Raw genomic sequence first — 14839 nt, forward strand, 5'->3', positions numbered from 1 at the left:
TCAATTGGAGTAACACAATGGCAATTACAAGAAGAAGTTTTCTGAAAGGTGTCGCTACTACAAGTGCGGCATCGGTTATCGGTCCAAGCTTATTGGCGTCGGCATCAGCGTCTGCTGCAGAAACAGACGGCGCGTGGAAAGTCTCTGGTTCTCACTGGGGTGCATTCCGAGCTCGCGTTTACGCGGGTAAAGTGCAAGAAATTAAACCTCTAGAAATCGATCAACACCCAACTGAGATGTTGAAAGGTATTAAAGGTATTATCTACAGCCCTTCACGTGTGCGTTACCCTATGGTTCGCCTAGATTGGTTGAAGAAGCATAAATACAGCGCAGACACGCGTGGTAACAACCGCTTTATTCGTGTGACTTGGGATGAGGCACTAGACCTTGTTTACCGCGAACTAGAGCGCGTACAGAAAGATTACGGTCCATGGGCACTTCACACCGGTCAAACTGGTTGGAGACAAACGGGTCAGTTCCACAGCTGTACTAACCATATGCAACGTGCAATGGCACTTCACGGTTACTCTGTGAAGAAAATCGGTGACTACTCAACAGGTGCTGGTCAAACGATCATGCCTTACGTGCTAGGTTCGACTGAAGTTTACGCACAAGGTACATCTTGGGAACTTATCCTAGAAAACAGTGACAACATTGTTCTTTGGGGTAACGATCCAGTTAAAAACCTTCAAGTAGGTTGGACATGTGAGACTCACGAGTCGTTCGCATACCTAGAACAGCTGAAAGAGAAAGTTGCTAAGAAAGAGATCAACGTTGTTTCTGTTGACCCTGTTCAAAACAAAACAGGCCGTTACCTAGAAAACGAGCAGATGTACATCAACCCACAAACTGATGTGGCGTTCATGCTTGGTGTTGCTCACGTTCTTTACAACGAAGGCCTGTACGACAAGAAGTTCATCGAAACTTACTGTCTAGGTTTTGAAGACTTCATCAAGTACGTTCAAGGTGAAACGAAAGATAAAGTTGAGAAGACACCAGAGTGGGCTTCGGCTATCTGTGGCGCAAGCGCGGACTCTATCCGTGAATTTGCTAAGATGCTGGTTAACGGTCGTACGCAGATTCTTGTTGGTTGGAGTATCCAACGTCAAGAACACGGTGAACAGCCTTACTGGATGTGCGCAGTTATCGCAGCAATGGTTGGCCAAATTGGTCTTCCGGGCGGTGGTATCTCTTACGGTCACCACTACTCAGGTATCGGTGTATCTTCAACTGGCTTCGCTGCTCCGGGTTCTTTCCCGTTGAACATCGACCAAGGTCAATCACCTAAACACACGAATACAGATTACAACGGTTACAGCCGCGTAATTCCAGTAGCTCGTTGGGTTGATAGCTTGCTTGAACCAGGTAAGAAGATCAAAGCGAACGGTTCTACTGTAACGCTACCAGACATTAAGATGATGGTATTCAGTGGTAACAACCCGTGGCACCACCACCAAGATCGCAACAAGATGCGTAAAGCATTCAAGAGTCTACAAACTGTAGTGGCTGTTGATTTCGCTTGGACTGCAACTTGTCGTCACTCTGATATCGTGCTTCCAGCATGTACTCAGTGGGAACGTAACGATATTGATGGCTATGGCGCGTACTCTGGCCGTGGTTTGATCGCAATGCACAAGCTAGTGGATCCTCTGTTCCAGTCTAAGACTGACTTCGAGATCATGTCTAGCCTAACTAAGCGTTGGGGTCGTTACGACGATTACACGCGTGGCATGGACGAAATGCAGTGGGTTAAATCTCTGTATGACGAATGTCGCGCATCAAACGAAGGCAGCTTCGAAATGCCTGAGTTTGCTGAGTTCTGGGAGAAAGGTTTCTTAGACTTCGGCAAAGGCAAGCCATGGACTCGTCACGCTTCATTCCGTGAAGATCCAGAGATCAACGCACTAGGTACACCTTCTGGTTTCATCGAAATCACAAGCCGTACTGTTGGCAACATGGGTTACGAGCACTGTCAAGAACACCCAATGTGGTTTGAGAAATCTGAACGTTCACATGGTGGTCCAGGCTCTGACAAACACCCGTACTGGCTACAATCTTGTCACCCAGACAAGCGTCTTCACTCTCAGATGTGTGAATCTGAAGAGTGGCGTGCGACTTACGCGGTACAAGGCCGTGAGCCTATCTACATCAACCCAGTCGATGCTAAGAAGAAAGGCATCAAAGATGGCGATGTAGTACGTGTGTTCAATGACCGTGGTCAACTACTAGCAGGTGCTGTTCTAATGGATAGCTACGCTCCTGGTGTTGTTCGTATCGAAGAAGGTGCTTGGTACGGCCCGATCAACGAGAAAGTGGGTGCGCTAGATACATACGGCGATCCAAACACACTAACTCAAGACATCGGTACGTCTGAACTTGCTCAAGCAACGTCAGCAAACACATGTTTGGTTAACTTCGAGAAGTTCCAAGGCAAACTGCCTCCAGTAACTTCATTCGGTGGCCCAATCGAAGTTTCTTAAGTCTTGTACTTAAGAACCAAGATTAAAGCTTAAATTAAAGCCCCTTTAAGTACTCTTACAGGGGCTTTTTGTTTTTCTAGTATACGTGTTGGGATTTCTAAATAAGCATTGTAACAGCGCCAGAGGAGCATTTTGGAGGCAGGCTGTAACGTGCTGTTTGAGGTAGGCTGTAGAAGAATGAAGAATGAAGCATGAAGAGAATGTACAAAGAACCTGTTATAAGGACTTAGGCAGACGGAAACAAAAAGGTCGATATAAAGTACCGACCTTACAGAAGCCTATGGAGTAAAGCTAAAACCTTGAATATAAACCTGAGCCTTGAATAAAAGCTTCAGCCTCGGATATAAACTTAAGCTTAAATTGTAAACCTAAGCTTCAATTATAAACCTAAGCTTCGAACGTAAGCCTAAAGTTCGAACATAAACCAGTAACCGTATGCACAAATCAAAGCGGGCACACTGGAATACAAGGTCGCGACAAGAGCGGCTTTCGGTGCCATCGCAATCGCAGGGAATAGCGCATCACCGTCATTAGAAATTGCGTTACCTACCTGAGCTGACAGTGGCAGAGCACCAGAAAGGTACAGGCTAGTGACCAGCAACTGCGGACCACACCCCGGTAGCAAGCCCATCAATACTCCCGCCAGGGGGAGCATCATGCCCCAGCTTGAGAATAGCGTCGCAAAATCGACATTTGCTATCACAGAGCCAAATTCGAAGAAAAGAAAAGCAACCACCACCCAAGCTGTCACGAAGTTAGTATCTTGAGCCGTTTTTTGTAGTGGATGAGAGCCTACACATTTCTCGTCTTCACTTACGGCTGATTTGTAATCTTCAATTTCACGGGTGAGACCCCATAGAAACATCGAGCTAATCAGCAAAATAGTGCCTGCCCATTCCATCGACATTTCGGGCAAAGCGAGCAACTCATTCACATCCACTTGAAAAGAGCCAAGTAGGGCAACCGCAGCACCTGGAATAATGAGTACAGACCATAGATAGCCTTGTAGGTTGATCGCTTTTTTCGATACTGCTTCTTTGTCTTGAGATTGAGAAGCACAGCTGCTCACCGCTTCATTTTTCTCTGCTTTTTTTGGGCGTAAGAAGTCGTCTGCGTGAAACAAGTTAATGATTCGACCTGACGCAGTTCCGACGATCACGCCCATCGCCATCATGGCTAAACCAGTCTTGGGTTCGCTTGCAATGAGCAGGAAGGCCGCATCACCCATGGTTGAGACGAGCACAGCAACAACTGCGCCGAATCCGAGTTTGCCCGAGATAAATTGTGTGGTAACCACGATCGCACCGCCACAGCCGGGTAGCGCCCCCATAAGTGCAGCGAATACAACTTGGTTTGAACGGGATTGATGGACGAGCTTGTTGAAGACGTTATCTTTGTTGATATACAGGCTTAACCCGTGGTAAATCGCTAAGGTCAAAGCAACATAACAAGACACTGCCCAAAAGGCGTCTGACAAGGTAGTGACCGTCAATTCTCGCGTGGCAGGCGCAATAACTAAAGCTGCAAGTGAGATAGGTAAAAGCAGGCGCTTAAATGACAGTGAAAACTGAGTTGTTTTCGCAGCGCTACTGCTTGGCAAAAAAGAGATTAGTCGATCCATAGGTGTTACTCAAAATTAGTGGCTTAAGATAAATATATACGAATGATAATAATTATCAATTGCATTTGTTGTTTTTTTATCTATTGTTACCATTGGCTAAACCTACGAAACATGACCAACCTGAAAAAATGAGGTAAAGTATGGCTAATAAAGAGAGACTCTAAAGGTAGAGTCATAATTGTTAGTGTAATAGGAAGAAACATGATTTTAGTTGTTGGTCACAAAAACCCTGATAGTGACAGTATTTGTAGTGCGTTAGTTGCAACAGAGCTTCTTAAAGCTCGTGGCGAGGAAGCGACACCAATTCGCCAAGGCGAGATCAACCGCGAAACTCAACACATTCTAGAAGTCGCTGGTGCTGAAAAACCAGAACTTCGTACTTCTGTTGCTGGTGAAAAAATCTGGCTAGTAGACTACTCAGATCTAGCACAAGCACCGGACGATGTTGCTGAAGCTGAGATCGTAGGTATTGTCGATCACCACCGTTTAGGTGACGCGATGACAGTTAACCCTATGGAAGCTTGGATCTGGCCTGTTGGTTGTACAAATACTGTACTTTTCAACATGTTCAAGATTGAAGGTCACGCTATCTCTCAACAAATCGCTAAACTTATGATGTCTGCAATTCTTTCAGACACGGTTGGTTTTGCTTCTCCAACATGTACTCAAAAAGACAAAGACGCGGTTGCTGAGCTTGCTGAAATCGCTGGCGTGACTGACATTGATGCATTCATCAAAGCGCTTCTAATCGCTAAGACAAACATCGAAGGCCTATCTGCTGCACAACTAGTAGAAAAAGACCTTAAAGGCTACCCATTCAACGGTCGTGATGTTGTTGTTGGTCAAGTTGAGCTTGCGACTCTTGAGCAAGTAGATGGCATGATTGAAGCGCTAGAAGCGGATCTTGAAGAACGTTGTAAGAAAGACGGTCTAGCATTTGCTGCGGTAATGCTAACAGACATCACTACTGCGCAAACTCACCTTCTATACAAAGGCGAGTGGGCTGATAAACTGGTTAAGCACGAGAAAGACGGCGTATTAATGATGGAAAATACATTAAGCCGTAAGAAGCAAGGCTGGCCTTGGTTACAGGGTGAGCTTGTTTAATCAAGTCGCTTAATTATAAACGCCTGCTAATTTAGCAGGCGTTTTTCTTTGAAGTGGATTTTCTTCTTCACCGAAAATGTTTGAAGTTAAAAGCTCTCGGCATAAAATAGCTTTAAGAGCAAAGTTACTGACTAAAGTAGGAAATTAAGATGACTACACAGCTAGACGATAAAAAAATCGCTGAAATCAATAAGTATACGGGTGAGCAACGCCTAAAGTACTGTGTGAAAGAAATCGTAGCGAACCGTGAAGTATGGATCTTAACCGATGAACACGGTTGTGTAATGCTGAACACAGAAGATGAAGACTGTGTTCCAGTATGGCCAAATCAAGAGTTTGCTGAATCTTGGGCTACGGGTGATTGGTCTGAGTGTAAAGCTGAGTCTATCTCGTTGAACAAATGGCACAGCCGTTGGACTAACGGTCTAGAAGACGACGAGCTTGCAGTGGTTGTGTTCCCGAACGAACAGGAAGAAGGTGTTATCTTGTTCCCGGATGAATTCGACTTCGAATTGAAAAAGCAAGCTGCTAAGCGCTAGTGCTTTCGTAACAGTGTTATATCGTTACATGGTAAGTCAGCGTTGCTTTTTTTAGGCAGCGCTATCATTCTATTTTCTCATCTAAGCTGTTCAGACAAACAAAGTAACGTCCCTACCTATTTCCGTTAGTACTCAATTCTTCCGTTAGCCCTCAATATTCCTGTTCGTGGTTAGTTATTCCGTTAGTACTCGATCATTCCGTTAGTATTCAATATTTCTGTTCGTAGCCAGTTATTCCATTAGTACCCAATTAACTGATACAACGGTGCTTGCTGCGCGGCTTTTGAAGCTTGTTGGAGCACGCCAGTTTCGCTGTATTGCTTTAGTATCTTTCGAACAATAGGTTTTACTTCAGATTTTGTCATTCCAGCTTTCAATTCCGGCTCATACAGTAGCTTTAGTAGCACTACATCTAAGGGTGACAATAAGTCTTCTGGCGTATGGTCATTAAAAATAGAAGGGTAGGCTTTATCTGAATCATTGGGCAGGCCTAGAACCTGTGTGATTTCTTCCACGATACAGGCGACGAGCTTACCTCGAGATCTTGCTTGATCAACGGGAATAACAATCCCAGCGTAAACAATCTCACCTTTAGAATTAGTTCGATAACCCGCCGTGCAAATAGCGTTGTTTAGATGCTGAGTTGATTTGAGTTTGAGCACCGATTTCGCCTCAGATACCCACTGACTTTGCCGCGTGTATATCCATTTTACGTTCGCTTCAGACTCTTTGTTGACGATTGTTATCGGGTGCTGAGTGACTTCGGATAAGTGTCGGATATGAAGCTCTGTGAGCTCTTGATGCAGTTCTTCATCACCCACTCGATGATCGATCCAAATCTTGATCGGTTGTTTCCATTTGGCTAGTGGCTTGTTGCCTTGGGAATATTCGTGTTGAAGTGCGACGTTATAAAAGGCAGTTTCGACGAAGCTTCTATCTAGCCAAGTGAGGGGTGTGCTTGCTGCGTTAAAGGAAAACAGCGCCAACAAAAGGGGAAGCATTGAAGCTCTTAATAACATACCTTTCCCCTTTGTTGAACGTAGCGTGATTCGAGGTTAGTGGTTCGGCGCTTTGGAGAAATGGCTCTCAACCAATCTTTGGGTGATTTGGTGAGTTGGATTGGTTAGCACTTGATCCGTTTCCCCACTCTCAACCACATTACCTTCGTGCATGACGATGATTTTGTCTGTAATGTGCTTAACAATACCGAGGTGTTGAGATACATAAACGAACGATACGCCCATCTCTTCTTGTAGCTCTAAGAACAAATTGATGATTTGCGAGCGCATTGCCATGTCCAAACCATTCAACGCTTCATCAGCAACGATGATCGATGGTTGAAGAATCAAGGCACGAGCCAAACAAACTCTTTGTTTCTGGCCAGCAGCCAGCATCTGCGGGTAGAAGTAAGCATGTTCCGGTAGAAGACCCACACGTAATAGGGTGTCTTTCACACGACGCATACGGGCTTCTGGTGGCATATTGGTGTTTCGCTTTAATGGACCTTCAAGAATTCGACCAATCTGAATGCGCGGGTTAAGCGATGTGTTCGGATCTTGGAAGATCATTCGAATCAGCTTACAGCGAGTCGAGTAGTCCTTGTGCTCTAGCTTTTCACCGTTCACGCGAATCTCGCCCGCAGTTGGCTCTACCATACCCGCTAGCATTCTTGCTAATGTCGACTTTCCTGAACCATTCTGACCGATAAAACCAATCGTCTGTCCCGCCTCAAGCGAAAAGCTTACTGGTTTCACTGCCTGATGAATCTTTTTACGGAAAAGACCAGAGCGAGTCGTAAAGTCTTTAGATAAATCAATGACTTCTAATAATGCACTCATGATTTCTTTTTCTTCTCCATATTAAGAGGGAAATGACAATTGAACTTATGGTTTTTGATTCGTTTGGTATAAGGAATCTCAACACATTGCCTTTGCGCATACGGGCAACGTGGTCCTAGTCGACAACCAATAGGAAGGTGCTGCAACGGAGGGATTGAACCTGGCAAAGACTGTAGCTTCTCTTTATGAGGAATCCAGTCGTTAAAGTCAGGCATCGCTTTCAGTAGAGCGACGGTATATGGGTGTTTAGGTGCATCTAACAGCTTCTGCGTATCCGCTGATTCTACAGACTGACCACAGTACATAACGGTAATGCGAGTTGCCCATTGGGTAATGGTGGTTAAGTCATGGCCGATCAGCACGATGGTCGTGTTATTGATCTGATTCATACGACTCAACAGACGCAATATTTGAGACTGTGTAATCGGATCTAGATCGTTGGTTGGTTCATCAGCGATCAAGACTTTTGGTTTGGCTGCGATCGCCATGGCGATCATAACTTTTTGACACTCACCATCGGTCAACTCATAAGAGTAACTGTCCATAAGACGAGAGTGATCTTTAATACCGACTTTGTGCAGTAGAGCGATGGCCTGCTTCTTACGCCATTTGAATCTCTGCCACCACCGACCTTCAAACGAATAGGAAGGAATCGCTTCAATCAGTTGATGGCCCACTTTTTCAGATGGATCAAGACAGGAGGATGGCTCTTGAAAGATCATCGCGATATCACGAGCAATAACTCGGCGTCGTTCTTTGGGTGTCAGTTGCAGGAGGTCGATATTGCCAAGGCGCATTCGGTCGGCAGATACTTTCCAGTTTTCTTTACAAACCCCAACGATCGCTTTTGCAACCAAGCTCTTGCCTGAGCCTGATTCACCTACTAAGCCGCGAATTTCCCCTTCATTGAGGGTAAGACTCATTCTGTCAACGGCTTTAACCATCCCTTGAGGGGTCTCAATCTCGATGGTTAGATGTCGAATATCAAGTAAAGGCATTATTCGATTCCTGCATTTAGCGCTTGGCGAACACCTTCACCGACGAGGTTAATCACGATCACTGTAAACATAATGGCTAAACCGGGTAGGGTTACTGTCCATGGTGCGAGGTAAATCAGCTCTACAGAGTCACCCAAGATTGAGCCCCATTCGGTACTTGGTGCTTGAGCGCCAAGCCCTAAGAAACCCAAAGCCGTGATATCAAGAATGGCGACTGACAATGCCAGTGTAATTTCAAGTGCCACCACGGTAAGAATATTAGGAAGGATTGAATTCCATAACAGGTAGAAGTCGTTCGCACCATCGAGGCGAGAAGCCAAAATATAGTCTTTTTCTACCTCAGCGTGCACGGCAATGTATACCGAACGAATAAAGCGTGGAATCAATGCTAAACATAAGGCAAGCAAGATATTAAACTCGCCAAAACCAAGAAACGCCACGAAGATAATGGCCAGTAACAGAGACGGAATCGACATAACGGTATCAAGCAGGTGGTTTAGCGTGCTTGATAGTAATCCACGAGTCATCCCCGCAAGTACGCCAATCAGGCAACCAATGACTGCTGCGATAAAGGTAATCACAACCGCGGCACCAAACGTCAGCTGAGAGCCGATAATCAGACGAGAAAGAATATCTCGGCCTAAGTCATCGGTACCTAAGAAATACTCAACTGTTCCTGAGGGATCCCAAGAGGGTGGGGTTAACAGGTGTCCCGTTTGTTCTTGAGCATCATGCGGAGCTAGCCATGGTGAAGTGACGGTGATTAGAATGATTAAGGCCAAACACCACAGTCCAAACATAGCGAGATTATTGCCACGGAAGCTGCGCCAGAAACGCTCGAACTGGGTTGGAATCTGCTCTTCTTGGTAGACGTTATTTGTTAGCATACCATTCCTTCCTTACCAGTGGATTGACCATCGCGCCCAATAGATCGGACAGAATGTTTGCGGTCAAAACCAAGGTTGCTACCACGATCACGCCCGCTTGAATTGAAACGTAATCTTGATTAGATAAAGCATCCAATAACCAGCGGCCAATACCCGGCCAGTTAAAGATAGACTCGGTAATAATAGCGAGCGTTAACATACTTGATAGTTGAACGCCGACCTTAGGAATAATCGGTGGTATCGCATTTCTTAACACGTGTTGCATCACGATCTCTCTGGTAGATAGACCTTTAATTCGCGCCGCGCGGATGTAGTTTTGCGTCATCACTTCAGCAACGGATGCTCTCATCAACCGGATAACTTGAGTCGTTGGGGCGAGTGCCAAAACTAGACAAGGCAACGCCATATGCTCGATGACACTTTGCAGTGCGTGTGCTCGGTATTTACCTTCAGCGAAAAAGGCATCAATGATGGCGAAACCAGTGACGTGTTCAATTTCGTAAAGCAGGTCGTATCTCCCACCAACTGGGAACATCTCAAAGTGCAACGAAAACACCATGATCATCAGTAGTGCGACCCAAAATATAGGTGCAGAGTAACCGGCCATTGAAGTAAACGATATGGTGGTATCGACAAACTTGCCCTGTCTCATGCCAGCAATAGTGCCGAAAGGGATGCCGATAAACAACGCAAGCACAAAAGCAAAGAAACACAGCTCTAACGTTGCAGGGAATACCACGACAAGCTCATCGATGATAGGCGCTCCGTGCTTGCTCAAGCCAAAGTTCAGCGTCGATAATTCTGTGATGTAGCTAAGCCAACCGGGCCAAAAATCTTGAATTGCCCAAGGTGAGGTTTGGTCTAGTCGAAGCAGAGCGAACCCCACTAACGTCAGGATCCCCAGTGTGATAATGAATAAGTTTACACGTCTTAATGTATACCAAAACATCACTGCACCTCTCTTCTGACTTGATCAAAAGGTTGAGCATTGAACGGGCTCTGCTTAAAGCCACTTAGCGAACGATCGTGCACGCGGAATTGCACGCCATGAGCGAGAGGAATCACAGGAACTTCTTCATTGAGAATGTTTTGGGCTTGTCGATACAAGTTCACACGGTGCCTTTGTTGATTGATCTCTAATGCTAAGTCGAGAAGGAAATCAAAGTCTGAATTACACCACATAGAGACGTTTAATCCTGCTCGTTCTGAGCTACATGAAAGAAGCGGACGTAAGAAGTTGTCCGGGTCGCCCGTATTGCCGATCCAACCTGTGAGCAACAAGTCTGTTGAGGAAATGGATGACAGCTGCGTACGATCAAATCGGTCGTCGGTATAGAGCTTAAGTTCGATACCAATATCAGCTAAATTTGCTTGGATTAATTCTGCCGTTTTCCTTGGGCTCGGATTGTAGGCTCTTGGCTCTAATGGCACCCACATTGAAAGCTCTAGCCCAGGTTCTACCCCGGCTTCTTTAAGAAGCGCAACTGCGTAGTTGCGGTCATAGCGAACTTGAACGCTGTCTTTTTGGTAAGCCCAAGAGGTCGGTGGCAAGAGAGTGTAGGCTTTCGTGCCCGTACCGTAATAAACAGAATCAAGAATGTTCTGACGATTGATAGCCAAGTTCAGTGCTTTGCGCACTCGTGAGTCACGCAGTGCAGGGTGCTCGGTGTTCAGTGCGATGAAAGAGACATTAACCGCAGGCGTGGCGGAAATCTTCAACTCTTCATGAGCTTGAATAATAGGAATCTGACTAGAAATCGGTGAGTTCAATACATCACACTCACTACGAAGTAGCTTGGCAAGAGTCCCTGTCCCACGTTGTGAAGTATCAAACACAACTTGGTCCATTTCTACGTCACCCTTCCAATAGTGCTTGTTCTTTTTCAAGCGAACTAGATCATTGATTTGGTATTCATCCAAGTAGAAAGGACCTGTGCCAACGGGCTTGGAGTCTATTTCATTCTTTTCATCCGTAGCAATGAGTTTATTGGCATATTCTTTAGAGTGAATGACCGCATAGCTGGTGGCGATATTGTTGAGGAATGAATTGTCTGGGCGACTTAATTGGAATTTCACTGTTAGGTCATCAACCGCAGTGATATTGACGATCAGGTTTTGGAAGTCGATACCAGCAAACCATGGGTATAGGCCGCCGCCCACATAATGAAATGGGTTTGAACTATCAATGATTCGCTCAAAACTAAAGACCACATCTTGTGCATTCATACTGCGAGTTGGGGTAAACCAGTCTGTGGTTTGAAACGCAACATTAGGGCGCAGTTTGAAAGTGTACTCTGTACCCGATTCATCGACAGACCAGCTTGTTGCCAAGTTCTGTTTTGGTCGATAAGTCATTGGATCAAGAGTGAGCAGTGTATCGAAAATTTGAGGGCTCAGCGATTCTGAGGTAATGCCACTATCAACCAGTTGTGGGTTGAAAGTACTAGGATTACCTTGGCCGCAATAAATGAAGCCTTTTTCACGGATTTGCTCGTGATTCACACTCTCACCACATCCAGCTAAAAAGCTCAGCGTGCAGATGCTCAGTGATAGTCTTATTAGTGCTTTCATAAAAAGAAATACTTTTCGAAACGAGGCGTTAGAGGAGCCTCAAGATCCGGACAATTTAACATTTTATTTATTCGGCTCCAAATAATAATCAAGTGCTGACAGCTATTTATCGTTAGCTTGTCCGACAATCGCGTACTTCCTCACCATTCCACGTAATTGGTTGTAGGTTAATCCAAGTAATTCTGCTGCTTGTTTCTGGTTGTACTTGCTTTGCTTTAGGGCTTGATTGAGCAGCTTGATGTCTTGCTGTTCTTGCCATGCTTTGTAATCAAGTGGCAAAGAAAACGAGCTCTCTGATGAAGTATGGCTGTTGGACGGCGCATTGCCAATTTCATGCGTGGAATCTTGATCTATTTTCCATGCGGGTTTGAATGGGTTAAACACCAAAGATTCAATAGGATATGGGTCTTTACCGTGCTGGTAGACTGCGCGCTCAATCACGTTCTTGAGTTCTCGCACATTCCCTGGCCATGAATAATCCAGTAGCGCCTCAACGGCAGACGGAGCAAAGCCAACAAACAACTCCAATTCTAATTCACGGCACATCTTAATGGCGTAGTATTCCGCCAGCAGCGTGATGTCTTCTTTTCGCTCTCGAAGAGGGGGAATAGTAATCACATCAAACGCTAGCCTGTCCAATAAGTCAGCTCTGAATTCGCCCCTTAATGCCATGTCTGGCAAGTCAGCGTTGGTCGCGCAAACCAGTCTTACGTTGGCACTTAAAGCTTTTTGTCCGCCGACACGTTCATACTGCCCGTATTCAATAACGCGCAATAGCTTCTCTTGAACGGCTAGGGGCGTAGTCGCGAGCTCATCAAGAAACAGTGTTCCACCTTCCGCTCTTTCAAATCGACCCTGATGACGACCTTTTGAACCAGTAAAGGAACCAGACTCATGACCAAACAACTCAGAATCAATCAAGCCTTCACTGAGCGTTGAGCAATTAAGTGAGATCAACGGCTGATCCCATCGCCTTGAAAGGTAATGCAGTCTTTGAGCTATGAGCTCTTTACCCGTACCACGCTCTCCAATGATCAGGATCGGTCTTTCGATTGGTGCGAGTTGAGATACTTTATCTAAAACGGAGAGAAAATTGGGTGATTCACCAATGAGGTTCTGCTGCATAGCGGGTCCTTGTGCGATTTGAGCGCCGATGGATGTGATTTAGAGAGCTTTATTTAAGTCACGTCATGTAAATAGCTTAAGTATAAGAGTCGTAGTGGTGAAAAATACCAATACTTGGCTAAATTCATCATAGCATGGTTCGGGTTAATCACCATTTTATTGTAAGTGTTTGATAATAAATGGCTTAAAAGTTGGCACGCTACTTGGATTACTTATGGTAGGTTTAACAACAAACGTAAATTTTTGAGCAAGTGGATTGAGAAATCGAATAACGCTTTAAAGCACATTTGCCATCATTGTAATTAAGGAGTTCCTCATGGGTATTTTTTCTCGCTTTGCAGACATTGTAAATTCGAACATCAGTGCACTTTTAGACAAGGCTGAAGATCCTGAAAAGATGATTCGCCTGATTATCCAAGAAATGGAAGATACGCTGGTTGAGGTTCGCACTAACTCCGCTAAAGCTATCGCAGATAAAAAAGAGTTAGCACGTAAAGTTGAAGCTATCGAAACTCAGATTCTAGATTGGCAAAACAAAGCGACACTAGCACTGACTAAACAACGTGAAGACTTAGCTAGAGCGGCGCTAATCGAAAAGCAAAAACTTGAAGATATCATCAAAAGCCTTCACACAGAGCAAACCTTGGTTCACGAAACCATCGAAAAACTGACCAGTGAAATTGGTAAGCTCGAAACTAAAATCGTAGAAACTCGCGCAAAGCAGCAAGCATTGATGATTCGTAATAATGCGGCAAGCAATCGTCGTGATGTTCAAAAACATCTGCATTCAAGCAAAACCAACGAAGCAATGGCGAAGTTTGAACAATTCTCGCGTAAAGTGGATGAATTAGAAGCCGAAGCGGACGTTTACGCGAAAACAGGTAACGCAAAATCTCTAGACCAAGAGTTTGCTGAGCTACAAGCTCAAGATGAAATTGAAAAAGAGCTGGCGAAACTGAAGCAACAAGTTGAAAACCGCGATAAATAATTTAGGAGTTGTCTATGTCAACATTTCTAATTGCAGGTCCACTGATTGTCTTTTTGATTTTCGTGGCACCGCTATGGTTATTCTTACATTACCGCAGCAAGAAGAAATCCAGTAATGGTCTTTCAGAAACCGATCTTGAGCGCTTGCATAAGCTTTCTGAGCAAGCTGAATCGATGCAAGACCGTGTAAAAACGCTAGAAAAAATACTGGATGCGGAGTCACCTAACTGGAGACGAAACTATGAGTAGAGAACTGTATCGCGATCCTATTAACGGTAAGCTGTCCGGTGTGTGTGCAGGGTTAGCGAACTACTTTGGCCTTGAAGTGTGGTTGGTTCGTATCTTGGTTATCTCTGCGGCCCTGCTTCTTGTTAGCTTTCCGGTGTTATTAGCGTATATAGCTTTGACATTTATGCTCGAAAAACAACCACCTCACTATGTTGATGAATTGAAAGCCAAGCAAGAGCACACGCTCAAGCAAAAGCCTTGGGAAAAAGGGCAAACAGCAGAGTCGTTACTGGGAACTATAGAGGGTGATTTCCAGAAGTTAGAGGCCAGTGTCCGCAACATGGAAGCTTATGTGACTTCGGATACTTTCAAAGTCGATCGCGCATTTAAGAACATGTAGTGGTAAACCTGAAAAACATTAGATAACGGTTTAGGGAAATTTATTCCAAGCCGTTATT

14 protein-coding genes are annotated in these 14839 nt (G+C 45.0%); 6 read left to right on the forward strand and 8 right to left on the reverse strand.

Annotated features, from left to right (window positions below):
- Window positions 1-17 precede the first annotated feature (17 nt).
- Window positions 18-2480 (forward strand): trimethylamine-N-oxide reductase TorA, encoded by a 2463-nt coding sequence (gene torA / locus AC3CID_RS05560; RefSeq protein ID WP_054546648.1) that lies wholly within the window; start codon window positions 18-20, stop codon window positions 2478-2480.
- 406 nt (window positions 2481-2886) lie between these two features.
- Here torA and AC3CID_RS05565 read toward each other — a convergent pair whose 3' ends face one another.
- The gene (locus AC3CID_RS05565) at window positions 2887-4101 is read right to left on the reverse strand and encodes a putative manganese transporter (protein WP_146457316.1); all 1215 of its coding nucleotides are present in this window, start codon (window positions 4099-4101) and stop codon (window positions 2887-2889) included.
- Window positions 4102-4302: 201 nt separating this feature from the next.
- Between AC3CID_RS05565 and AC3CID_RS05570 the strand changes: the two genes are divergently transcribed.
- Together AC3CID_RS05570 and AC3CID_RS05575 are read left to right on the forward strand one after the other, a co-directional pair.
- Window positions 4303-5208 (forward strand): manganese-dependent inorganic pyrophosphatase, encoded by a 906-nt coding sequence (locus AC3CID_RS05570; RefSeq protein ID WP_488527055.1) that lies wholly within the window; start codon window positions 4303-4305, stop codon window positions 5206-5208.
- A 149-nt stretch (window positions 5209-5357) separates the two neighbouring features.
- The gene (locus AC3CID_RS05575) at window positions 5358-5747 is read left to right on the forward strand and encodes a DUF2750 domain-containing protein (RefSeq protein WP_004734596.1); all 390 of its coding nucleotides are present in this window, start codon (window positions 5358-5360) and stop codon (window positions 5745-5747) included.
- Window positions 5748-5986: 239 nt separating this feature from the next.
- Here AC3CID_RS05575 and AC3CID_RS05580 read toward each other — a convergent pair whose 3' ends face one another.
- From AC3CID_RS05580 to pspF, 7 genes are all read right to left on the reverse strand, one after another.
- Window positions 5987-6766, reverse strand: coding sequence for a DUF2927 domain-containing protein (locus AC3CID_RS05580; RefSeq protein ID WP_372268163.1), 780 nt, complete (start codon window positions 6764-6766; stop codon window positions 5987-5989).
- Between the two features lie 36 nt (window positions 6767-6802).
- Window positions 6803-7585, reverse strand: a complete 783-nt coding sequence (locus AC3CID_RS05585; RefSeq protein WP_004734598.1) for a peptide ABC transporter ATP-binding protein — start codon at window positions 7583-7585, stop codon at window positions 6803-6805.
- Complete coding sequence (locus AC3CID_RS05590; RefSeq protein WP_017078997.1) at window positions 7582-8583, reverse strand: peptide ABC transporter ATP-binding protein; 1002 nt, start codon at window positions 8581-8583, stop codon at window positions 7582-7584. Before AC3CID_RS05590 ends, AC3CID_RS05585 begins: the two co-directional genes overlap by 4 nt.
- A complete protein-coding gene (gene sapC / locus AC3CID_RS05595) occupies window positions 8583-9470 on the reverse strand; it encodes a putrescine export ABC transporter permease SapC (protein ID WP_017078998.1) in 888 nt (295 codons plus the stop codon). The genes AC3CID_RS05590 and sapC overlap by 1 nt, the downstream gene beginning before the upstream one ends.
- Window positions 9457-10419 carry an ABC transporter permease gene (locus AC3CID_RS05600; RefSeq protein WP_171307773.1) on the reverse strand — a complete coding sequence of 321 codons (963 nt, stop codon included), beginning with the start codon at window positions 10417-10419 and terminating at the stop codon, window positions 9457-9459. Before AC3CID_RS05600 ends, sapC begins: the two co-directional genes overlap by 14 nt.
- The gene (gene sapA, locus AC3CID_RS05605) at window positions 10419-12041 is read right to left on the reverse strand and encodes an ABC transporter substrate-binding protein SapA (protein WP_054546643.1); all 1623 of its coding nucleotides are present in this window, start codon (window positions 12039-12041) and stop codon (window positions 10419-10421) included. The genes AC3CID_RS05600 and sapA overlap by 1 nt, the downstream gene beginning before the upstream one ends.
- A gap of 102 nt (window positions 12042-12143) precedes the next feature.
- Window positions 12144-13166 carry a phage shock protein operon transcriptional activator gene (gene pspF / locus AC3CID_RS05610; protein WP_372282247.1) on the reverse strand — a complete coding sequence of 341 codons (1023 nt, stop codon included), beginning with the start codon at window positions 13164-13166 and terminating at the stop codon, window positions 12144-12146.
- Between the two features lie 316 nt (window positions 13167-13482).
- On the opposite strand from pspF, the gene pspA reads away from it, so the two are divergent.
- From pspA to pspC, 3 genes are read left to right on the forward strand one after another with little or no spacing between them, the layout of a single operon-like run.
- On the forward strand, window positions 13483-14154 hold the full coding sequence (pspA, locus tag AC3CID_RS05615) for a phage shock protein PspA (RefSeq protein WP_076676587.1): 672 nt from the start codon (window positions 13483-13485) through the stop codon (window positions 14152-14154).
- A 14-nt stretch (window positions 14155-14168) separates the two neighbouring features.
- A complete protein-coding gene (pspB, locus tag AC3CID_RS05620) occupies window positions 14169-14402 on the forward strand; it encodes an envelope stress response membrane protein PspB (protein WP_076676585.1) in 234 nt (77 codons plus the stop codon).
- Window positions 14395-14781: an envelope stress response membrane protein PspC gene (gene pspC / locus AC3CID_RS05625; protein WP_171327515.1), complete on the forward strand. Its 387-nt coding sequence runs from the start codon at window positions 14395-14397 to the stop codon at window positions 14779-14781. Before pspB ends, pspC begins: the two co-directional genes overlap by 8 nt.
- The last annotated feature ends 58 nt before the right edge of the window (window positions 14782-14839 follow it).

This window comes from Vibrio sp. QJM3NY_21 (assembly GCF_057785975.1).

Excerpts from the sequence above, each read along its gene's own strand:
- torA (WP_054546648.1), top strand. The coding sequence starts at position 18 with ATGGCAATTACAAGAAGAAGTTTTCTGAAAGGTGTCGCTACTACAAGT.
- AC3CID_RS05565 (WP_146457316.1), bottom strand. The coding sequence starts at position 4,101 with ATGGATCGACTAATCTCTTTTTTGCCAAGCAGTAGCGCTGCGAAAACA.
- AC3CID_RS05570 (WP_488527055.1), top strand. The coding sequence starts at position 4,303 with ATGATTTTAGTTGTTGGTCACAAAAACCCTGATAGTGACAGTATTTGT.
- AC3CID_RS05575 (WP_004734596.1), top strand. The coding sequence starts at position 5,358 with ATGACTACACAGCTAGACGATAAAAAAATCGCTGAAATCAATAAGTAT.
- AC3CID_RS05580 (WP_372268163.1), bottom strand. The coding sequence starts at position 6,766 with ATGTTATTAAGAGCTTCAATGCTTCCCCTTTTGTTGGCGCTGTTTTCC.
- AC3CID_RS05585 (WP_004734598.1), bottom strand. The coding sequence starts at position 7,585 with ATGAGTGCATTATTAGAAGTCATTGATTTATCTAAAGACTTTACGACT.
- AC3CID_RS05590 (WP_017078997.1), bottom strand. The coding sequence starts at position 8,583 with ATGCCTTTACTTGATATTCGACATCTAACCATCGAGATTGAGACCCCT.
- sapC (WP_017078998.1), bottom strand. The coding sequence starts at position 9,470 with ATGCTAACAAATAACGTCTACCAAGAAGAGCAGATTCCAACCCAGTTC.
- AC3CID_RS05600 (WP_171307773.1), bottom strand. The coding sequence starts at position 10,419 with ATGTTTTGGTATACATTAAGACGTGTAAACTTATTCATTATCACACTG.
- sapA (WP_054546643.1), bottom strand. The coding sequence starts at position 12,041 with ATGAAAGCACTAATAAGACTATCACTGAGCATCTGCACGCTGAGCTTT.
- pspF (WP_372282247.1), bottom strand. The coding sequence starts at position 13,166 with ATGCAGCAGAACCTCATTGGTGAATCACCCAATTTTCTCTCCGTTTTA.
- pspA (WP_076676587.1), top strand. The coding sequence starts at position 13,483 with ATGGGTATTTTTTCTCGCTTTGCAGACATTGTAAATTCGAACATCAGT.
- pspB (WP_076676585.1), top strand. The coding sequence starts at position 14,169 with ATGTCAACATTTCTAATTGCAGGTCCACTGATTGTCTTTTTGATTTTC.
- pspC (WP_171327515.1), top strand. The coding sequence starts at position 14,395 with ATGAGTAGAGAACTGTATCGCGATCCTATTAACGGTAAGCTGTCCGGT.